The sequence below is a fragment of the Mycobacterium sp. IS-1590 genome (assembly GCF_001500025.1).
In the GTDB taxonomy this organism is placed as follows: domain Bacteria; phylum Actinomycetota; class Actinomycetes; order Mycobacteriales; family Mycobacteriaceae; genus Mycobacterium.
The window spans coordinates 66,122-86,954 of record NZ_LQIW01000010.1; the positions used below are offsets into that span (position 1 = coordinate 66,122).

Annotated in this window: 13 protein-coding genes; 6 read left to right on the forward strand and 7 right to left on the reverse strand. The window is 68.2% G+C overall.

Annotated features, from left to right (window positions below):
* Positions 1-61: 61 nt before the first annotated feature.
* Positions 62-1,201: an acyltransferase family protein gene (locus tag AU197_RS08865; protein ID WP_064402164.1), complete on the reverse strand. Its 1,140-nt coding sequence runs from the start codon at positions 1,199-1,201 to the stop codon at positions 62-64.
* Positions 1,198-2,883: a DEAD/DEAH box helicase gene (locus AU197_RS08870; RefSeq protein WP_064402165.1), complete on the reverse strand. Its 1,686-nt coding sequence runs from the start codon at positions 2,881-2,883 to the stop codon at positions 1,198-1,200. Before AU197_RS08870 ends, AU197_RS08865 begins: the two co-directional genes overlap by 4 nt.
* A gap of 92 nt (positions 2,884-2,975) precedes the next feature.
* Between AU197_RS08870 and AU197_RS08875 the strand changes: the two genes are divergently transcribed.
* The gene (locus AU197_RS08875) at positions 2,976-3,548 is read left to right on the forward strand and encodes an LppP/LprE family lipoprotein (RefSeq protein WP_064402166.1); all 573 of its coding nucleotides are present in this window, start codon (positions 2,976-2,978) and stop codon (positions 3,546-3,548) included.
* Between the two features lie 90 nt (positions 3,549-3,638).
* Here the strand turns inward: AU197_RS08875 and AU197_RS08880 are convergent, their stop codons facing one another.
* Positions 3,639-4,544, reverse strand: a complete 906-nt coding sequence (locus tag AU197_RS08880; RefSeq protein ID WP_064402167.1) for a type IV toxin-antitoxin system AbiEi family antitoxin — start codon at positions 4,542-4,544, stop codon at positions 3,639-3,641.
* Positions 4,545-4,734: 190 nt separating this feature from the next.
* Here AU197_RS08880 and AU197_RS08885 point away from each other — a divergent pair, with 190 nt between their 5' ends.
* Together AU197_RS08885 and AU197_RS08890 are read left to right on the forward strand one after the other, a co-directional pair.
* Entirely contained in the window at positions 4,735-8,187 is a 3,453-nt protein-coding gene (locus AU197_RS08885) for a TM0106 family RecB-like putative nuclease (RefSeq protein WP_064402168.1), read from the forward strand.
* Positions 8,187-9,539 carry an FAD-binding oxidoreductase gene (locus tag AU197_RS08890; RefSeq protein ID WP_064402169.1) on the forward strand — a complete coding sequence of 451 codons (1,353 nt, stop codon included), beginning with the start codon at positions 8,187-8,189 and terminating at the stop codon, positions 9,537-9,539. The genes AU197_RS08885 and AU197_RS08890 overlap by 1 nt, the downstream gene beginning before the upstream one ends.
* A gap of 9 nt (positions 9,540-9,548) precedes the next feature.
* Here AU197_RS08890 and AU197_RS08895 read toward each other — a convergent pair whose 3' ends face one another.
* Both AU197_RS08895 and AU197_RS08900 read right to left on the reverse strand, forming a co-directional pair.
* Positions 9,549-11,399, reverse strand: coding sequence for an MFS transporter (locus AU197_RS08895; RefSeq protein WP_064402170.1), 1,851 nt, complete (start codon positions 11,397-11,399; stop codon positions 9,549-9,551).
* Positions 11,400-11,483: 84 nt separating this feature from the next.
* Positions 11,484-12,776, reverse strand: a complete 1,293-nt coding sequence (locus tag AU197_RS08900) for a multidrug effflux MFS transporter (protein WP_064402171.1) — start codon at positions 12,774-12,776, stop codon at positions 11,484-11,486.
* Positions 12,777-12,918: 142 nt separating this feature from the next.
* On the opposite strand from AU197_RS08900, the gene AU197_RS08905 reads away from it, so the two are divergent.
* From AU197_RS08905 to AU197_RS08915, 3 genes are all read left to right on the forward strand, one after another.
* Positions 12,919-13,671: a hypothetical protein gene (locus tag AU197_RS08905; protein ID WP_064402172.1), complete on the forward strand. Its 753-nt coding sequence runs from the start codon at positions 12,919-12,921 to the stop codon at positions 13,669-13,671.
* 195 nt (positions 13,672-13,866) lie between these two features.
* Complete coding sequence (locus AU197_RS08910; RefSeq protein WP_231744873.1) at positions 13,867-17,670, forward strand: multifunctional oxoglutarate decarboxylase/oxoglutarate dehydrogenase thiamine pyrophosphate-binding subunit/dihydrolipoyllysine-residue succinyltransferase subunit; 3,804 nt, start codon at positions 13,867-13,869, stop codon at positions 17,668-17,670.
* Between the two features lie 170 nt (positions 17,671-17,840).
* The gene (locus AU197_RS08915; RefSeq protein ID WP_064402174.1) at positions 17,841-18,671 is read left to right on the forward strand and encodes an SDR family NAD(P)-dependent oxidoreductase; all 831 of its coding nucleotides are present in this window, start codon (positions 17,841-17,843) and stop codon (positions 18,669-18,671) included.
* A gap of 77 nt (positions 18,672-18,748) precedes the next feature.
* On the opposite strand, the gene AU197_RS08920 is transcribed toward AU197_RS08915, so the two are convergent.
* Positions 18,749-19,591 carry a glycine betaine ABC transporter substrate-binding protein gene (locus tag AU197_RS08920; protein WP_064402175.1) on the reverse strand — a complete coding sequence of 281 codons (843 nt, stop codon included), beginning with the start codon at positions 19,589-19,591 and terminating at the stop codon, positions 18,749-18,751.
* 6 nt (positions 19,592-19,597) lie between these two features.
* Complete coding sequence (locus tag AU197_RS08925; RefSeq protein WP_197415497.1) at positions 19,598-20,794, reverse strand: NAD(P)-dependent malic enzyme; 1,197 nt, start codon at positions 20,792-20,794, stop codon at positions 19,598-19,600.
* Positions 20,795-20,833 lie beyond the last annotated feature (39 nt).

The window sequence follows — 20,833 nt, forward strand, 5'->3', positions numbered from 1 at the left end:
TTACCGGGTTGATCCCCCGCACCCGGTGGCTGTTGCGGATCCGCCCGTTGAAGCCAGACCGTCAGGAGCGCACCCGCGTGAACCGGTGCAGCAGCCACGCCAGCGGGACGGTCATCACGAAGGTGACGAGGAACAGCATGACGATCGACCCGGTGTAGATCGGATAGTGCAGCACCTCGACCATCGCCAGTTCCATCGTGATCAGGTGGATCAGGAAGATCTCGTAGGAGATCTCGCCGAGGAACACCATCGGCCGGCTCGACAGCAACCGCGCGTAGATGCCGCGATCACCGAGCGCCAGCGGCGCCACCGCCAGCGTCGCGATCACCGCGTAGAAGAACGCCTTCACCAACGCCTCGCGTAATTCGGCGGGTGAGGTGGTCGGCTCGCCCGCGATGGGCGTGGACACGATGAAATAGCACGCCACCGCCAGCGGTATGCACGCCAGGCCGTAGGCCCGAACCCCCAGCGGTTGCAGCGCCGCCAGCAGCATCCCGCCGATGAACCAGGCGAGGTATGACGGCAGCCACAGCCGCGCGCCGTCGGGCAGGAAGTCGGTGGTGTGCACGAGGATCAACCACGCGGGCGTGATCAGCGCCAGAACGAACAGTCCCCCGATCAGCAGGCCCGGACGCCACCGTCGTCGACACAGCACCACCAGCAGCAACCACGCCAGCAGCGGCAGAACCGCATAGAACGCGACCTCCACCGCCAGGCTCCACATCTGCGTAAGCCCTTGATGCAGAAACGAATACAGGTAGCTGTCGGTGTAGATCTGGGTCAGCGTCAGGTTGCGGAACAACCCCTCCCAGGTGTGTCCCGGGTTCGGGCCCGCCGTGCGGAAGTGGTAGACGAGGTAGGCGACCAGCACCGTGACCACATAGGCGGGCATGATGCGCAACACCCGGCGCCATGCGTACCGGCGCACCGAGGGTCCGGGCCTACCCTCCGCGCAAGCCTTCACCCACGGCGAGAACAACAGAAACCCGCTGAGCACGAAGAAGATCGGCACTCCGATCTCGGCGCGCGAGTACACCAGACCGACATAGCCCTGCGGGTACTTGCCCGTCGTGTACGCGGCGTGGGTCAACATCACCAACAATGCGGCGACGGCGCGGATCCCGGTGAGCGAAGAGACTCGTTCGGCCCTGCTGACGGATTCCAATCCGCCCTGCGCGTCCAAGCCGCGCGACAGCGTCATCTCTGCTTGTGCCGGCCCTTGTCCGGCCGTCGATCGGGCTGCAGGTTGATCTTCACCCCCGAGATACGGGTGTTCTCAAGGGCTTTGAGTGTCTTCCTGGGCAGATCGGCGGGCAGCTCCACCAACGAGAAATCCGGGCGGATGGTGATGTGGCCGAAATCGCTGCGGTGCAGGCCACCTTCGTTGGCGATGGCGCCGACGATGTGGCCGGGCCCGACCTTGTGCCGCTTGCCCACCGAGATGCGGTAGGTGGCCAGGCCTTCGCGCGGTTTGCGGTCCGGCTTGTCGCGGCGGGGACGCTCATCGCGTTCGCGGCGTTTCTCCGGCGGCGGTTCGACCATGAAGAACTCGTCACCGCCGTGCGCCTGCGTGGCCAACGCCGCCGCGATGTCGGCGATCGGCACGTCGTGCTCGCGTTCGTAGTCCTCGATGATGTTGCGGAAGACGTCGACCCCCGGGGCGCTCAGCGCTTCGGTGATCGAGTCGCGGAATTTCGCCACCCGCTGGGCGTTGACGTCCTCGACGGTGGGCAGTTCCGCCTCCACCAGCTTGGAGCGGGTGGCCTTCTCGATGGCCTTGAGCAGGTGGCGCTCGCGCGGTGTGACGAACAGCAACGCCGACCCGGACCGGCCCGCCCGGCCCGTGCGTCCGATGCGGTGCACATAGGACTCGGTGTCATTGGGGATGTCGTAGTTCAAGACGTGCGAGATGCGTTCGACGTCGAGTCCGCGCGCGGCGACATCCGTCGCGATGAGGATGTCGATCCTGCCGTCCTTCAATGCGGCGATCGTGCGCTCGCGCTGGGCCTGCGGAATGTCTCCGTTGATCGCCGCAGCGGCGAAACCCCTGGCCTTGAGCCGCTCGGCGACCTCTTCGGTGGCCTGTTTGGTGCGGACGAACACGATCATCGCGTCGCCCTCCTCCACCTCGAGCACCCGCGTCAGCGCGTCCATCTTGCGGTGGCCCGACACCTGGATGTAGCGCTGCGAAATGTTCTCGGCGGTCGCGGTTTTCGCCTTGACCGTGACCTCGACCGGGTCGTGCAGGTATTGCTTGGTGATCTTGCGGATCGCCGGCGGCATGGTCGCCGAGAACAACGCGACCTGCTTGAACTCGGGGGTGTCGGACAGGATGCGCTCGACATCCTCGGCGAAGCCCATCTGCAGCATCTCGTCGGCCTCGTCGAGCACGAGGTAGTCGAGCCGCGACAGGTCCAGACGGCCCTTCTCGAGGTGATCGATCACCCGGCCCGGCGTGCCCACGACGACCTGGGCCCCGCGTTTGAGTCCCGCCAACTGGGGACCATAGGACGAGCCGCCGTAGATCGGCAGCACGTTGACCTCCGGCAGGTGGGCGCCGTACCGGCCGAACGCCTCGGCCACCTGCAGCGCCAGTTCGCGCGTCGGCGCAAGGACCAGCGCCTGGGTTGCCCGGCTCGCGGTGTCGATCTTGGACAGGATCGGGATTGCGAACGCGGCGGTCTTGCCGGTGCCGGTCTGGGCCAGGCCCACCACGTCGGAACCCGCCATCATGGCCGGGATGGTGGCCGCCTGGATCGCCGACGGCGACTCGTAGCCGACGTCGACGACGGCCCGCAGCACCGAAGGGTGAATCTGCAGGTCGTCGAAGGTCAGGGTGCCGGTCGAGCCGTCGGGGCTCGCATCCGACTCGGCGGAGGTCATCGCGTCGAGTCTAGTGCCCGCGAGCGGCCCTTTTCGCCACGCGGTGTGTCGGCGCGACCTGGTCGACGCGATTTGCAAGGGTGGCTCAGGTGATGTGCACGGTTCGGTTCAAGGCGCTCCTTCGCTCGGCGACGGCGCTCTCGGCGGTGGTGCTGGTCGCCGTTGGCTGCGGGGCAAGCGACTCCACCGTCTCCAAGACGCCCGAGGCTCTGCCCTCCGCCGCGCCTGTTTCGGCCGCGCCACCGGCTGCTCCCCCCGCCGCCGCGTCCGGCGCACCGGCGGCCGACCCTTGCGCGGTCAACCTCGCCGCGCCGGAGATCACCAGGGCGGTGGCCGAGTTGCCGCGTGATCCGCGCAGCAACCAGGGCTGGAACCCGGAACCGATCGCGGGCAATTACAACGAGTGCGCGAAGCTGTCGGTCGTCATCGTCAAGGCCAACACCAACGCCACCAACCCGAACACGCGGGCGGTGATGTTCCACCTCGGCAAGTTCATCCCGAGCGGGGCGCCCGACACCTACGGGTTCAACGGCGTCGACACGTCCGAGAGCACGGGCGACACGGTCGCGCTGCGCTACTCGAACGGCGTGCCGGGGCTCGACAGCGTGGTCAGGTTCCGGTGGAACGGAAACGGCGTCGAGCTGATCGGGAACACCGGCGGCTGACGTCCCCCCACCATGCCGCAGCCGCGCCGAACGTGGGTTACCCGCACGCGCTTCGTGGCGCCGACGTGTATCGAGCTCACACTCGGCGGCCTACAGCTCGGCGATTCGAGCGTTGAGCCGAACCGTGTCCGAATGCGGCCAGCCTCTCGCCTGCATCGCGTCCCGTACGCGAGCCAGAAAGACATGCGGACGATTGCGCAAGAGATCTCGACTCACCCGGACGATCAGCCAGCCTTCGGCCGCCAGGTCGGCCAGCCGGTCGATGTCGCGTGCATGCTGTATCGGATCGTCCCAGTGTTGCGGACCGTCGTATTCGACGCCGACCTTGAATTCCTTCCAGCCGAGGTCCACCCGGCCGACGAAAGAGCCGTACTCGTCAACGACGACGATTTGCGTGCGCGGTCTTGGAAACCCCGCGGCGACCATGAGCAGGCGTGTCCGGGTTTCCTGCGGTGATTCGGCGCCGCCGTCCATCAGCTCCAGGACCCGCCGCAGCTGCACGATGCCGCGGGCACCGCGCCGTGTTTCGGCGAGACGCTCGACATCGATCGGCTTGAGACCGGTAACGTGCGCCAACGCATCGACCGCGATGATCGCTCTCTCGAGCCCCTTCCTCCGCCCGAGATCGAATGCCGTCCGCGCGGGCGTGGTCACCGGCATTCCGTGCACGACGCTGAGCTCCTCATCGCGCAGCTTCGCCCGATGGATGGTGATTCCGTCGACGTCACATGCCTCGCCGCGAATCAGTTCGGCAGGCAGGTCCGCGTCGATCCATCGGGATCCGTGCAAAGCCGCGGCCGACAGTCCGGCGAGGGTGGCGTTTCGCCGGGACCACAACCATGCCGCCACCCCCCTGCGCTCAGGTGTCAGCTCCACCCCCGTCGGCAGATACACGTTGCGGTAGATCATGGTGTGGCGGCTGACGAGCGTCCGCCTAGTCACCGTGCCGGCCGTCAACGCTTCGGTGCCGATGAACGGCGACGCATTCGTATCCATGCGGTCACCGTCGGTACCGGGTCTCACACAATCGTCCGGCGCGGCGGAATGGACGCGGGGCCCTGTGCATACGCGCGTCGTTGTGAATCGACGAGTGTGGCCTTGTGTCACGCCCAGGCCGCGCGGGGCGTGCGGGTAACCCACGTTCGGCGGAGGTGGGGGTGTCGTCGGGGTCACATACAGTGGCACCGTGTTCGTGGCCTCCGATGGCGCCGAAACCCGCGTCGTATACAGCGCATCCGATCTCGCAGCGGCGGCCCGCTGCGAGTACGCGCTGCTGCGCGCGTTCGACGCCAAGCTCGGTCGGGGTCCCGCCGTCGCGACCGAGGACGAGCTGCTGGCCAGGACGGCTCAGCTCGGCGATGAGCATGAACAGCGACACCTCGACCTGCTGCGCGAGCGCGCCGACGTCGTGATCATCGGCCGGCCCCCGTACACGGTCGACGGCCTGACCGCCGCCGCCGAGCAGACGCGTCGAGCTGTCGAGCGTCGCGCCGAGGTGATCTACCAGGCCGCGATGTTCGACGGCCGATTCGTCGGTTTCGCCGACTTCCTGATCTTGGAGCGGGACGACGACGGCGAGCGATATCGGTTGCGCGACACCAAGATCGCCCGCTCGGTGAAGGTGGAGGCGCTGCTGCAGTTGGCGGCCTATGCCGAAGTGCTCACCGCCGCGGGGGTACCGGTGGCCGACGAGGTCGAGCTGGTTCTCGGTGACGGCGCCACCGCGAGCTACCGCATCGACGAATTGCTTGCGGTCTACCGCCCCCGCCGCCAGGCGCTGCAGCGCCTGCTCGACGACCACTTCGCGTCCGGTGCGCCGGTCGACTGGGCCGACGACACCGTCCGCGCGTGTTTTCGCTGTCCCGAATGCGAGGCCCAGGTTCGCGCCGGCGACGATCTGCTGCTGGTGGCCAACATGCGGGTCAGCCAGCGGGCGCGCCTGCTCGACGCCGGCATCGGCACGGTCGCCGAACTCGCGCGACACGAGGGTCCGGTCGCCGAGCTTTCGGCGCGTACCCTCACCGCGCTGCAGGAGCAGGCCCGGCTGCAGCTGGCGCCGCGGGTGGACGGCAAGCCGCCCTACCAGATCGTCGACCCCCAACCGTTGACGCTGCTGCCCGACCCCGACAAGGGTGACCTGTTCTTCGACTTCGAGGGCGACCCCCTGTGGACTTCGGGAGCCGCGCGGCCGGCGACATCGGGCTCCGACGGTCAAGATTGGGGCCTGGAGTACCTGTGGGGCGTGCTCGAGGTCGGCGGCGGTTTCCGGCCACTGTGGGCGCACGACCGTCCGAGTGAGCGCACGGCTCTCGTCGACTTCCTCAAGCTGGTGCGCCAGCGCCGCAAGCGGTATCCGAAGATGCACATCTACCACTACGCGGCGTACGAGAAGACGGCACTTCTTCGGTTGGCCGGCCGCTACGGTGTCGGCGAGGACGAGGTCGACGACCTGCTGCGCAGCGGCGTCCTGGTCGACCTGTATCCCTTGGTGCGCAAGAGCATTCGCGTGGGTACGGAGAACTACAGCCTGAAATCGCTCGAGCCGCTGTACATGGGCAACGAGCTACGCACCGGCGACGTCACCACAGCGACGGAGTCGATCACGATGTACGCGCGCTTTTGTGCGCTGCGGGCCGAAGGTCGCCGCGACGAAGCCGACAACATGCTCAAGAAGATCGAGGATTACAACCGCTACGACTGCCGGTCCACACACCGGCTGCGCGACTGGCTGATCAAGATAGCGATCGAGTCCAGCGTGCCGCCGCTGGGACCGCAGCCCGTCACGCAGAGCGTCGCGGTCGAGGACACCGATCAACTGGCGCGCACGCTGATGGACTTCGCCGGAGACGGTGTGGCGCAGCGCAGTCCGGAACAGACTGCCGCGGCATTGATGGCCGCCGCGCGCGGGTATCACCGCCGCGAGGACAAACCGTTCTGGTGGGCGCATTTCGACCGGCTGAACAGTCCGGTCGACGAGTGGGGCGACACCACCGACGTGTTCCTGGTCGACGCCGACGGCGTCGCGGTCGTCAAGGACTGGCATCTGCCGTCGACGCGCGCGCGCAAACAGCAGCGCTGGCTGGAACTGACCGGCGCGCTGGAGGGCGGTGGCATCAACAGAGAGGTGTTCGCGCTGTACGAACCGCCGTCGCCCGCTGGGATGGCCGACAACGCGGACCGGCGCGCCGCCGGCACTGCCGACGTCATCGAGGTCGACGACCCCAATGTCCCCACCCGGGTGGTGATCTGCGAACGCGAAACCCCGGCCGGGACGTTCCCGCAGACGCCGTTCGCACTCACGCCGCGAAACATCGTGCCGACCAAGAAGTTACGTGAGGCGATCGACACCGCGGCCGCCGACGTCGCGGCCGCGTTACCGGATCTGCCGCGCACCGCGGTGGTCGACATCCTGCTGCGACGGCCCCCGCGTACGCGCAGCGGCGCGCCTCTGCCCCACACCGGCGATGTCACCGCCGACATCACCGCCGCGGTGCTCGACCTGGAGTCGTCGTATCTCGCCGTGCACGGCCCGCCCGGCACCGGCAAGACGTTCACGGCGGCCCGGATCATCGCCCGCCTGGTCAACGACCACAAGTGGCGCGTCGGGGTCGTGGCCCAGTCACATGCCGTGGTGGAGAACCTCTTTCGCGAGCTCATCAAGGCCGGGGTGGACCCACAGCGCATCGCCAAGAAGGACTGCCCCGACGACGTCGGCTGTCAGGCCATCGACAAGGACGAGTACGCGGCGTTCATCGCCGACCACGCCGGGTGCGTCATCGGTGGCACCGCATGGGATTTCGCGAACGACACGCGCGTCGAGGCCCGCAGCCTGAATCTGCTGGTGATCGAGGAGGCGGGGCAGTACTGCCTGGCCAACACGATCGCCGTGGCCAGGGCCGCCGGCAACCTGATGCTGCTCGGCGACCCGCAACAGCTGCCGCAGGTGAGCCAGGGCCACCACCCCGAGCCGGTCGACGCGTCGGCGCTCGGCTGGCTGGTGCAGGAAAACCGCACGCTGCCAGCAGAACTCGGATACTTCCTCGACCGCTCCTACCGGATGCACCCCGCGGTGTGCGCGCCGGTCTCCCGGCTGGCATACGAGGGCAAGCTGCGCCCGGCGGAGGACGGCCCCGGCGCGCGGCGCCTCGAGGGCCAGAATCCCGGCGTGCGCGTGGTGTCCATTCCTCACGACGGCAACTCCACGAGCAGCCCCGAAGAGGCCCAAGCAATCGTCGCGGCGACACTGACCCTGCTCGGCAACGACTGGACCGACGAGCACGGCACCCGCGCGTTGACACAGAACGACGTCCTGGTCGTCGCCCCCTACAACGCACAGGTGCTGCTGTTGCGCGACTATTTCGAGGCGGCCGGGCTGCCCGACGTCGCGGTCGGCACCGTCGACAAGTTCCAGGGCCGGCAGGCGCCGGTGGTGTTCGTGTCGATGACGGCGTCCTCCATCGACGATGTGCCGCGAGGAATATCGTTTCTGCTCAACAGGAATCGGCTCAACGTCGCGGTCAGCCGCGCGAAATACCTCAGCGTGATCGTCCGGTCGGAGGCGCTGACCGAGTACCTGCCGAGCACACCGGGCCGCTTGATCGAGTTGGGCGCGTTCCTGTCGCTGGGGGAACCCACGTGATGAGCTTGACCGACCGGCTGTCTGAGATCGTCGGGAACGCCTATGTCAGCACCGATCCCGACGTGCTCGCCGCCCGCGTCGTCGACCACACCGGGCGGTACCGGGGCCGGGCCGGCGCCCTGGTGCGACCGGGCTCGGCCGACGAGGTGGCGGCGGTGCTGCGGGCCTGCCGCGATGCCGGTGTCTACGTCACCGTGCAGGGCGGACGGACATCGCTGGTGGCGGGCACCGTCCCCGAACACGACGACGTGCTGCTGTCCACCGAGCGGCTGCGCGACATGGGCGACGTCGACGTCGCCGAACGCCGAATCTCGGTGGGCGCGGGAGTGACTCTGGCCGACGTGCAGCGCGCGGCCGGTGCGGCGGGGCTGGTGTTCGGTGTCGACCTGGCCGCGCGCGACACCGCGACCGTCGGGGGGATGGCGTCGACGAACGCCGGCGGGCTGCGCACCGTCCGCTACGGCAACATGGGCGAGCAGGTGATCGGCCTGGACGTCGCGCTGCCCGACGGTTCGGTCGTGCGCCGGCACAGCCGGGTGCGGATGGACAACACCGGCTACGACCTGGCCTCGCTGTTCGTCGGCGCGGAAGGCACTTTGGGTGTCATCACCGCACTCGATCTGCGACTGCACCCCGCACCGCCTCACCGTGTGACCGCGATCTGCGGTTTCGCCGACCTGGACGCGCTCGTGAGCGCCGGGCGGGTCTTCCGCGATCTGGACGGCGTCGCCGCGCTGGAGTTGATCGACGCGCGCGCCAGCGCGTTGACCGCCGAGCACGCCGGGGTGCCCGCGCCCGTCGACGGCGCCTGGCAGCTTCTGATCGAACTGGCCGGCGACACCGACCAGACCGATCGACTGGCCGGGGCGATCGACGGCACCGACGTGTGCGGGGAACCCGCCGTCGGCGTCGACACCACCGCACAACAGCGACTCTGGCAGGTGCGCGAAGCCGTCGCCGAGGTGCTCGGCGTGTACGGTCCGCCGCTGAAGTTCGATGTCTCGCTTCCGCTTTCGGCTATTGCACAGTTCGCGGCCGATGCCGGCCAACTCGTCGCCGACCATGCGCCCGAGGCGATCCCGGTGCTGTTCGGCCACGTCGGCGAGGGCAACCTGCACCTGAACCTCGTACGGTGCACGCTCGACGACGAAGCCGAACACGCCCTGTACACGACGATGATGGACCTGATCGCGCACCTGGGCGGCAACGTCAGCAGCGAGCACGGCGTCGGCACCCGCAAGCGCCCGTACCTCGCGATGTCGCGCACCGACGCCGATATCGCGGCCATGCGGACAGTGAAGGCGGCGTTCGACCCGTCCGGCTACCTCAATCCCGCGGTGCTGTTCGACTAGCCCGGGTCGTCAGTCGTGAGCGTCTCGCGCATGCCTGCCGCCTGATCCGAACTGCCCCGGTTTCCACCGCTCGCCATTCGGTCGTGCTGGGTCCAGCTGCGTGAGCCTACGCTCGTCATCTTCGGATAATCCGTTGTGCGACAACCCGATCGGATCGTGATCACGTTCGAGACCCGGTGCGGGCGGAGTGTCGGCGAGCAGTTGGTCGAGAATCGCGCGCCACGAGTCGTCGGCCTGCTGAGGCGGGCGCTCCTCACGCGCGGGCAGCGGCTCGGTCGCCGGTTCCCGATCGGCGGGCACCCACGACGCCGAGCCGCCGTTCCAGTCGATGGTGTACTCGACGTAGTCGTCATCGTCGTCGACGAACACCTCGCTCTCGTCGGGTTCGACGGCGGGGGCTTGCTCGAATGGGCGGCGCGCGTAGCCGAGCAGGAACACCGCGGCGAGCACACCGAACAGCGCGACGAACGCGGGCAACAGCAACGACTGCGACATCGCGGCCGCGAACGGCGGGTGCAGAAACGACGGCAACTGCGTCGCACCCGCATCACCCTGTGCGGCGGCCCACGGCGGCATTTCGGAGTTGACCTGCCACGTCATGAACGCGGCCATGCTGGCGCTGCCCAGCACCGCGCCGACCTGGCGGGTGGTGTTGTAGACGCCCGAACCCGCACCGGCCAACCGCGGCGGCAGGTTGCGGGTCGCGGTCGCGGCCAGCGGTGACCAGATGAACGCCATGCCGATCCCCGTCGCGGTCAGCGGCAACACCAACCGCCAGATCGGAGTGGCGGGCGCCATCTCCAGCGAGAGCCAGGTCATCGCGATCGCCAGTACGGAGAACCCGAATCCGACTACCGGGCGCGGGTGCCACCGGTCGACGATCCGCCCGACGACGGGGGCGAGCACACCCGTGGCGATCGCCATCGGCGCGGTGAGGAGTGCCGACTGGGTCGGCGACAGCCCACAGACCGACTGGGCATAGAACATGACCGGCACGATCATGCCGGTCACGACGAACCCGATGGTCGCGACGCCGAACGTCGACAACGAAAAATCGCGGTCGCGGAAGATCTCGAGCGGCAGCAGCGGATCGTTGCGGTTGGCCGCCTGCCAGAACAGGAACGCGGCCACCACCCCGGTGCCCAGCGCCATCAGGCCCCAGACCCAGTGCGTCCACCTGTGCGCCTGTCCCTCCTGCAGCGCGAACACGATGAGGAACAACCCGACCGCCGACAGGATCACGCCCGGCACGTCGAGTCGCTGCCGCTGCCTCGGCAGCTCGGGCACCAGCCGCAGGGCCAACGCCACGCCCACCACGCCGATCGGCACGTTGACGAAGAAGATCCACTGCCATCCGAGCGCGTCGACCAGGATTCCGCCGGCCAACGGACCGACCAGCGTCGCGACCCCGGCCGTCGCGCCCCAGACGCTCATCGCCATACCGCGCCGTTCGGCGGGAAAGATGCGGGTGACCGTCGACAACGTCTGCGGCGTCAGCAGCGCCGCACCGACGCCCTGGACGACCCGCGCGGCGATCAGCATCCCGATTGTGTCGGACAGGCCGCACCACAGCGAGGCGACGGTGAACACCGTCAGGCCGAGAAGGTAGAGGTTCTTCGGGCCGAACCGGTCTCCGAGGCGCCCCGCGACCAGCAACGGCACCGCGTATGCGAGCAGGTAAGCGCTCGTCACCCACAGGACGGCGTCGTAGCTGGCCCCGAACCTGGCCATGATCGACGGGTTGGCGACCGCGACGATCGTCGCGTCCACCAGGATCATGAAGAAGCCGACCATCATCGCCCACAGCGCGTGCCACGGGTTCGTTGAGGCGTTTTGCCTGGTGAAAAGGGTTGACAGCATTCTGGGTCGACTAGTGTTCGGCAATCCCGCCGACGCTACGGAGTGTGTCGATCCCGACATTGCGGGACCGCGCGCTGCGAAGCGTCAGGCCGGCTCGGGCACGACGTCGGCGGTGACATCGCGTTCGGAGTCGTCCGCGCGATCGGCCGCCGACACACCGACGGCCATGAGCGCGAGCAACGCGATCACCATACCCACCGTCATCACTGCGGCCAGAGCGAACTCGTCGTTGCCGAGGGCACCGACCAGCGGGGCGATCGCGGCGCCCAGGCCGAACTGTGCCGCACCGAGCAGAGCAGCCGCGGTGCCCGCCGCGTCGGGATGCCGGGTCACCGCCAGCGCCGGCGCATTCGGGATGACGAAGCCCACGGCCGCCAGGACCACCCATACCGGGACGACGAATCCGACCACCCCGCCCACGTCGGCGACCGTGATCCCGACGAAGACCGCACCGCCGAGCGAGGCCACCGTCAGGGCCCACAGCACGATGGTCTGCGGCCGGAACCGGCGCAATAAGACGACGTTGAACTGCGTCGCTCCGATCAGCGCGATCGCACCGGCGGCGAAGACCAGCGCGAAGGCCTGCTGATTCAGGCCGTAGCGGCCCTGCAGGACGAACGGCGCAGCCGAGATGTATGCGAACAGACCCGACATGCCCAGCGCGGCGACCAGGACCAACACCACGAACCGGGAATCGCGCAGCAACTCCACATACGTCGCGGCGATGCCGCGCACCTTCAGCGGGCGACGATGCGCGACGGGCAGCGTCTCGGGCAGGGCCGTCGCCGCCACAACGAGCAACAAACCAGCCATCAGCACCAGCGCGGCGAACACCCAATGCCAGGAGGCCTTCAGCAGAACCGCGGCGCCCAACGAGGGAGCCAGCACGGGCGCGACGCCGAGCACCAGCATCAGGCGCGACATCACCGTGGCGGCGGCCGAGCCGGTGAACAGATCACCGACGACGGCGACGGCCACCACCGAGGTCGCAGCGGCGCCCATCCCCTGCAGGGCCCGGGCCAACCCCAGCACCTCAATGTTGGCGGCGAACATGCACAGCAACGACGCGAACATGTGCAGCACGATCCCGGCCATCAGCGGCCGGCGCCGGCCCAGCGAATCAGAGAGCGGTCCGACGACGAGCTGGCCGAGCGCCAACCCGGCCAGTGTCCCGGTCAGGGTCAGCTGCGCGATCGAGGAGGACACCCCCAGTTCCTCGGCGATTCTCGGCAGTGCGGGCAGGTACATGTCGATGGTCAGCGGGCCCAGCGCCACCATGACGCCCAGAACGACGATCATCCGGATGCGGCTCGGCGGCTTGCCCTCCTGAAGCGGGGTCGGGGCAGTCGTCAGATCCACAGCCGATGATGGTGCCATGGGAGTGGTCAGCGTCGCTTCTCATTATTTTCTTCCCGCTCCGGCATAAGGTGAGCGCGGTCACCGCCGGGGCACTCACCGCGGCCGTCGTTCGTTGGCCCAAGCGATAGCCTGAAACGAGTCGTTCGGACAGGAGGCCCCCATGAGTGCCCGGTCGAAGGCCAAAAGCCAGTCGCCGGCGGTCAGCGATGGCTCCGCCGAGGATCCGAGCGTCGCCGCCAAGGCGCTTTCCCGCATCATTGAGCGCGGGTCGCGCGTGCAGGCTCCCGCGGTCAAGGCCTACGTCGACCGGCTGCGCGAGCAGAACCCGCACGCGACGCCGGCCGAGGTGATCGACAAACTCGAGAAGCGCTACCTGAGCGCGGTGATGGCGAGCGGCGCCGCCGTCGGGTCGGCCGCGGCGTTTCCCGGAATCGGCACGCTGACCGCGATGGCGTCGGTGGCCGGCGAGACGGTCGTCTTCCTGGAGGCGACGGCGTTGTACGTGCTTGCCGTCGCCGAGGTGCACGGCATCCCGGCCGAGCACCAGGAGCGGCGTCGGGCGCTGGTGCTGGCCGTGCTGGTCGGCGAGGACAGCAAGCGTGCGATCGCCGACCTGGTCGGCGGCGGCCGGACCCGCGGCGCCTGGGTCGCCGACGGGGCCGCCACCCTGCCGCTGCCCGCGCTGTCGCAACTGAACTCGCGGCTGCTGAGGTATTTCGTCAAGCGCTACACCCTCAAGCGAGGCGCACTGGCGTTCGGCAAGACGTTGCCGGTCGGCGTCGGCGCGATCGTCGGCGGGGTGGGCAACCGCCTGATGGGTAAGCGAATCATCGGCAACGCGCGCAGCGCGTTCGGCCCTCCGCCACCGCGGTGGCCGACGGTGCTGCACGTGTTGCCCGCGCCCAGGGATTAGCAGCATGTGACCGGGAAGGTCGTTGTCGTGGTCTGGCCGGTGCTTCGGCGCTAGCCTTTAGTCGGCGGATTGCGGGTAATCCGTACAGAACCTGGCGAGTGCTGAGATGCGCTCGCGTGAAGCGAAGAATCGAGGCGAGTAGCTACCGTGAGCTCACCTTCACCATTCGGACAGAACGAGTGGTTGGTCGAGGAGATGTATCGCAAGTTCCGCGAGGATCCCTCGTCGGTAGATCCCAGTTGGCATGAGTTCCTTGTCGACTACTCCCCTGAGCCGACCTCAGAGAGTCCGGCCCGCAGCGGGAACGGTCAGCGCAGCGCGGGGCCGGTGAGCCCGCCGGAGCCGGCGCCCGCACCCGCGCCCAAGCAGTCCGACGGCAACGGCGCCGCCCGGCCCGCCAAGGAGACCGCCACCAAGGAGACGAAGGCCAAGGAGTCCGAGGAGTCCGACGCGTCTGAGAGCAAGACGCCGAAGTCGTCGACACCGGCCAAGGCGCCCGCCAAGCCCAAGGAGCCCGCGAAGGAGTCGGCGCCCAAGGAGTCGGCCAAGAAGTCGGAGACCAAAGACAAGGGCGCCGGGGGTGCCGGGGACAAGGATTCGGGCGGCGACGAGACCCAGGTGCTGCGGGGGGCCGCCGCGGCCGTCGTGAAGAACATGGCGGCCTCGCTGGACGTTCCGACCGCGACCAGCGTCCGCGCGATCCCGGCCAAGTTGATGATCGACAACCGGATCGTCATCAACAACCACCTCAAGCGGACCCGCGGCGGGAAGATCTCGTTCACCCACCTCATCGGGTACGCCGTCGTGCAGGCGGTCAAAGAGTTCCCCAACATGAACCGCCACTTCGCCGAGATCGACGGCAAGCCGAACGCGGTGACGCCCGAACACGTCACGCTCGGCCTGGCGATCGACCTGCAGGGCAAGGGCGGCAGCCGCCAGTTGGTGGTGGCGGGTATCAAGGCCGCCGAGAACATGTCGTTCGGCCAGTTCATCGCCGCCTACGAGGACATCGTGCGGCGGGCCCGCAACGGCAAGCTGACCGCCGATGACTTCGGCGGCGTGACGATTTCGTTGACCAACCCCGGCACCATCGGCACCGTGCACTCGGTGCCGCGGCTGATGCGGGGTCAGGGCGCGATCATCGGCGTGGGCGCGATGGAGTACCCGGCCGAGTTCCAGGGTGCGAGCGAGGAGCGCATCGCCGAGCTTGGTGTCGGCAAGCTGGTGACGTTGACGTCGACCTACGACCACCGCATCATCCAGGGCGCGGAGTCCGGCGACTTCCTGCGCACCGTGCACCAGCTGCTGCTCGACGACGACTTCTTCGACGAGATCTTCCGCGAACTCGGAATCCCGTACGAGCCGGTGCGCTGGCGCACCGACAACCCCGACTCGATCGAGGACAAGAACGCGCGGGTGATCGAGCTGATCGCCGCGTACCGCAACCGCGGTCACCTGATGGCCGACATCGACCCGTTGCGGTTGGACAAGAACCGGTTCCGCAGCCACCCGGACCTCGATGTGCTCACGCACGGGCTGACGTTGTGGGATCTGGATCGCGAGTTCAAGGTCAACGGTTTCGCCGGCGCCGAGCAGAAGAAACTGCGCAGTGTTCTCGGGCTGCTGCGCGACTCGTACTGCCGCCACATCGGCGTCGAGTACACCCACATCCTCGAACCCGAACAACAGCAGTGGCTGCAGGACCGCATCGAGAAGAAGCACGAGAAGCCGACGGTCGCCGAGCAGAAGTACATCCTGAGCAAGCTCAATGCGGCCGAGGCGTTCGAGACGTTCCTGCAGACCAAATACGTTGGCCAGAAACGCTTCTCGTTGGAGGGCGCCGAAACGGTCATTCCGACCATGGACGCGGTGATCGACCAGTGCGCCGAGCATGGCCTCGACGAGGTCGTGATCGCGATGCCGCACCGCGGACGGCTCAACGTGCTGGCCAACATCGTCGGCAAGCCGTACTCGCAGATCTTCTCGGAGTTCGAGGGGAATCTGAACCCGTCGCAGGCGCACGGTTCCGGTGATGTGAAGTATCACCTCGGCGCGTCCGGCACCTTCATTCAGATGTTCGGCGACAACGACATCGACGTGTCGCTGGTGGCCAACCCGTCGCACCTCGAAGCCGTCGACCCGGTCCTGGAGGGCCTGGTGCGTGCCAAGCAGGACGTGATCGACAAGGGCGACGGCGACGGCGAGGGCGTCGGAGCGTTCAGCGTCGTGCCGCTGATGCTGCACGGCGACGCCGCGTTCGCCGGCCAGGGCGTGGTGGCCGAGACGCTGAACCTGGCGCTGCTGCGGGGATACCGCACCGGCGGGACGATCCACATCATCGTCAACAACCAGATTGGTTTCACTACATCGCCGTCCGACGCCAAGTCCTCGGAGTACTGCACCGATGTCGCGAAGATGGTCGGTGCGCCGATCTTCCACGTCAACGGCGACGACCCCGAGGCCGCTGCCTGGGTGGCCCGGCTGGCGGTCGACTTCCGGCAGAAGTTCCACAAGGACGTCGTCATCGACATGCTGTGCTACCGCCGTCGCGGACACAACGAGGGTGACGACCCGTCGATGACGCAACCGCGGATGTACGACGCGATCGACGTCAAACGCGGCGTGCGCAAGAGCTACACCGAAGCGCTGATCGGCCGCGGCGACATCTCGATGAAAGAGGCCGAGGACGCGCTGCGCGACTACCAGGGCCAGTTGGAACGGGTCTTCAACGAGGTGCGCGAACTCGAGAAACACGAGATCGAACCGAGCGCCTCGGTGGAAGCCGACCAGATGGTGCCTGCCGGCACGAACACCGCCGTGGACAAGTCGCTGCTGGCGCGGATCGGCGACGCGCATCTGTCGGTGCCCGAGGACTTCAACGTGCACCCGCGTGTCAAGCCGGTGCTGGAGAAGCGCCGCGAGATGGCCTACGAGGGCAAGGTCGACTGGGCGTTCGCCGAGCTGCTTGCGCTCGGTTCGTTGATCGCCGAGGGCAAGACCGTGCGGCTGTCGGGTCAGGACACCCGCCGCGGCACGTTCACCCAGCGCCATTCGGTGATCATCGACCGCAAGACCGGTCAGGAGTTCACCCCGCTGGATCTGTTGACCGTCGACAAGGACGGCAACCCGACCGGCGGCCGGTTCATGGTGTACGACTCGCCGCTGTCGGAGTTCGCGGCCGTCGGCTTCGAGTACGGCTACTCGGTGGGCAACCCGGACGCGATGGTGTTGTGGGAGGCGCAGTTCGGCGACTTCATCAACGGTGCGCAGTCGATCATCGACGAGTTCATCAGCTCCGGTGAGGCCAAGTGGGGCCAGCGTTCGGACGTCGTGCTGCTGCTGCCGCACGGGCATGAGGGCCAGGGTCCCGACCACACCTCCGGACGCATCGAGCGGTTCCTGCTGTTGTGGGCCGAGGGGTCGATGACGATCGCGATGCCGTCCACGCCTGCGAACTATTTCCACCTGCTGCGGCGTCACGCCCTGGACGGGATTCACCGGCCTCTCATCGTGTTCACGCCGAAGTCGATGCTGCGGAACAAGGCGGCCGTCAGCGACATCCGCGACTTCACCGAGCAGAAGTTCCGTTCGGTGCTCGAGGAGCCGACCTACACCGACGGCGACGGGGATCGCAGCCAGGCCAAGCGGATGCTGTTGTGCAGCGGCAAGCTCTACTACGAGCTGGCCGCCCGCAAGAACAAGGATCAGCGCGACGACGTGGCGATCGTGCGCGTCGAACAGCTCGCCCCGCTGCCGCGCCGTCGGCTGGCCGAGACGCTGGACCGCTACCCCAACGTCGAGCAGTACTTCTGGGTGCAGGAGGAACCGGCGAACCAGGGCCCGTGGCCGACGTTCGGTCTCACGTTGCCCGAGGTGCTGCCGGAGAAGCTGACCGGCATCACGCGCGTCTCGCGGCGGGCCATGTCGGCGCCGTCGTCGGGCTCGTCGAAGGTGCACGCCGTCGAGCAGCAGGAGATCATCGACGAGGCGTTCGCCTGAGGGCGGAGGCGGCTTGGCGGATGCCGAGCAGCGGCGGCGTTCGCTTGAGCGTTCGGCCAGGCGGGCCTTAACGGGTTGATTGCCCGCACCACGTGCGTGGGATCAACCCGTTAGTGGGCGGACCGGCGGTTCCGGCTAACCTCGTGACGGCTACAACACGAGGAGTGGTTATGCAGGGCTTCGCCGGAAAGGTCGCCGTGGTGACCGGCGCCGGGTCGGGTATCGGACAGGCGCTGGCGATCGAGCTGGCCAAATCGGGCGCGAGCGTCGCCATCAGCGACGTCGACGCCGAAGGTCTGGCGGCCACCGAGGAGCGGCTGAAGGCGATCGGCGCGCCGGTGAAGACCGACCGCCTCGACGTCACCGAGCGTGAAGCGTTCGAGCTGTACGCCGACGCGGTGGTCGAGCACTTCGGCAAGGTCAACCAGATCTACAACAACGCCGGCATCGCGTATGTCGGCGATGTCGAGGTGACCCCGTACAAGGACATCGAGCGGGTGATGGACGTCGACTTCTGGGGCGTCGTCAACGGCACCAAAGCGTTCCTGCCGCACCTGATCGCCTCGGGCGACGGGCACGTCGTCAACGTCTCCAGCCTGTTCGGCATCTTCTCGGTGCCGGGCCAGGCGGCCTACAACTCGGCGAAGTTCGCGGTCCGCGGGTTCACCGAGGCGCTGCGCCAGGAGATGCAGGCGTCGGGTCACCCGGTCAAGGTGACGACGATCCACCCCGGTGGGATCAAGACGGCGATCATGCGCAATTCCACGGCCGCCGAGGGCGTCGACCGCGAAGGCCTGACCAAGACGTTCGACACCAGGCTGACGCGGACCACGCCCGAGGAGGCCGCGAAGATCATCCTCGACGGCGTCCGCAAGAACCGGGCGCGGGTGCTGGTCGGGGCCGACGCGAAGGTCCTCGACGCGATCGTTCGGCTCACCGGGTCGGGGTATCAGCGACTGTTCCTGACGGTCATGAAGCGTCTGGTGCCCAACGCGCACTGATTCGCCCGCACCGAAACTGAAGCTTTGCGCGAAGTTCCGCGATTTCTTGACGAGTATCTTCAGTTTCGGCGATGAAGCTAGGAGTCGCCGAGCGGATGTTCGGCGAGGAACGCGTCGGCCACGTGGCCTGGATCCGCACCGTCGGCGACCTCGGCGCGCATCTCGGCCAGCGCCGCGGTGTCCAGCACGCCGGCGACCTCGTTGAGCGCGAGCACCTGTGACTCGTTGAGCTCGTTGCGACGAGACAGCGGCACCAAGTTCTCGGCGCGGATCAGCGACGTGCGGTCCGACAGCATCAGCAGTTCGGGCGGAATGCCCGGCGCCGCTGTCGTCGTCCACGCGGCGGGAAGCCGGCCGGAGCGCACCGCGCCGAAAGCCGCTGCGCTGTCGGGGAATTCAACCACCTTGGGTGTGCACGTGCCGATCGCGGCGGGACGCGGCGCATCAGCCACCGCGGCGATGGTCAGCCCGTCGCAGTTGCGTACCGCGACGGTGACGTCGCGCCCGTCCCACTTCTCGGCGGTCACCTCGCTCACCGCGAGCGCAGGCTTGTCCTCCGCCGACGTGGTGTAGTCGCCCGCGGCGACGCCCTCGGGCAGCGCGGAGACCATCTCGCGATACACCTGCGTCGGCGCGCGTGCCGCCGACTCGGGGTTGAACCTGTGCAGCAACCGGCCGGTCAACCCGGGGACGACACGAAGGGCCCCGGAGTCCAGCCCCGTCAGCGGGTCGTCCTCGATCTTGACGTGGGCGGGGCTGCCGTACGAGCGCAGCGCGGCCGCGTAGAGGTGGGCGATCAACGTCGACTCGGGATCGGCGGTGGCGCCGACGGCGATCGACGGCCGCTCGGTGTCCCCGCCGCAGGCGGCGGCGCCCGCCACGATCACCGCGGCGAGCGCCAGCGCCAGCCGCCGGCCCACTGGCGACTAGCCTCCCGACGCGTCGCTGGACGCGCCGGCGACCGCCTGCGCGACGGCGGGTGCGACCCGGGGGTCGAGCACGCTGGGCACGATCCGATCGGGTGCGAGGTCGTCGCCGACCACGGAGAAGATCGCCTCGGCGGCCGCGACCTTCATCCGCTCGGTGATGCGGCGCGCACCGGCATCGAGCGCACCGCGGAACACCCCGGGGAACGCGAGCACGTTGTTGATCTGATTCGGGAAGTCGCTTCGACCGGTGGCGACCACGGCCGCGTACCTGCTCGCGTCGTCGGGATGGATCTCCGGGTCCGGGTTCGACAGCGCGAACACGATCGAATCCGGCGCCATCGAGGCGATCAGGTCGGCGGGCACGACGCCCGCGGACAGGCCGAGGAACACGTCGGCACCCTCGAGCGCCTCGGCGATTCCGCCGGTCAGCCCGCGCGGGTTGGTCGACTGCGCCAGCTCGGCCTTGTAGGAGTTGAGGTCGTGGCGGCCCTTGTGCACGATGCCCTGCGAGTCCAGCAGCGTGATGTCGCTGACACCCGCCGCCATCAGGATCTTCGCGCACGCGATGCCTGCCGCGCCGCAGCCGGAGACCACGACCCGAAGCGAGGCGATCCCGCGGTCGACGACCTTGGCGGCGCCCAGCAGGGCGGCCAGTACGACGATCGCGGTGCCGTGCTGATCGTCGTGCATGACCGGGCAGTCCAGCGCCTCGACCAGGCGTCGCTCGATCTCGAAGCACCTCGGTGCCGAGATGTCTTCGAGGTTGACGGCCCCGAACGTCGGCCGCAGCCGCACCAGGGTCTCGACGATCTCGTCGGTGTCCTTGGTGTCGAGCACGATCGGGATCGAATCCAGGTCGGCGAACGCCTTGAACAGCGCGCTCTTACCCTCCATCACCGGCAGCGACGCCGCCGGGCCGATGTCACCGAGGCCGAGCACCGCGCTGCCGTCGCTGACCACCGCCACCATGCGGCTGGCCCAGGTATAGCGGGCGGCCAGCGTGTGGTCGGCCGCGATGGCGCGGCTGACCTGGGCCACGCCCGGGGTGTAGGCGACTGACAACGCGCGTTCGGTGTCGAGGGCCGCGTTCAGCGCTACCGAGAGCTTGCCGCCTACGTGGGCCGCGAAGATCTCCTCATCGCTGAGGACGATATTGGATCCGGTCAATGGAAGGTCTCTCACCGCTTGCGACACGGCGCCCAGGTTAACGACGAACTGGTAGGTAACCTAATC

Coding starts and splice junctions, on each gene's coding strand:
- AU197_RS08870 (WP_064402165.1), bottom strand. CDS start 2,883: ATGACCTCCGCCGAGTCGGATGCGAGCCCCGACGGCTCGACCGGCACC.
- AU197_RS08865 (WP_064402164.1), bottom strand. CDS start 1,201: ATGACGCTGTCGCGCGGCTTGGACGCGCAGGGCGGATTGGAATCCGTC.
- AU197_RS08905 (WP_064402172.1), top strand. CDS start 12,919: ATGAGTGCCCGGTCGAAGGCCAAAAGCCAGTCGCCGGCGGTCAGCGAT.
- AU197_RS08890 (WP_064402169.1), top strand. CDS start 8,187: ATGAGCTTGACCGACCGGCTGTCTGAGATCGTCGGGAACGCCTATGTC.
- AU197_RS08910 (WP_231744873.1), top strand. CDS start 13,867: ATGTATCGCAAGTTCCGCGAGGATCCCTCGTCGGTAGATCCCAGTTGG.
- AU197_RS08880 (WP_064402167.1), bottom strand. CDS start 4,544: ATGGATACGAATGCGTCGCCGTTCATCGGCACCGAAGCGTTGACGGCC.
- AU197_RS08915 (WP_064402174.1), top strand. CDS start 17,841: ATGCAGGGCTTCGCCGGAAAGGTCGCCGTGGTGACCGGCGCCGGGTCG.
- AU197_RS08900 (WP_064402171.1), bottom strand. CDS start 12,776: ATGGCACCATCATCGGCTGTGGATCTGACGACTGCCCCGACCCCGCTT.
- AU197_RS08875 (WP_064402166.1), top strand. CDS start 2,976: ATGTGCACGGTTCGGTTCAAGGCGCTCCTTCGCTCGGCGACGGCGCTC.
- AU197_RS08895 (WP_064402170.1), bottom strand. CDS start 11,399: ATGCTGTCAACCCTTTTCACCAGGCAAAACGCCTCAACGAACCCGTGG.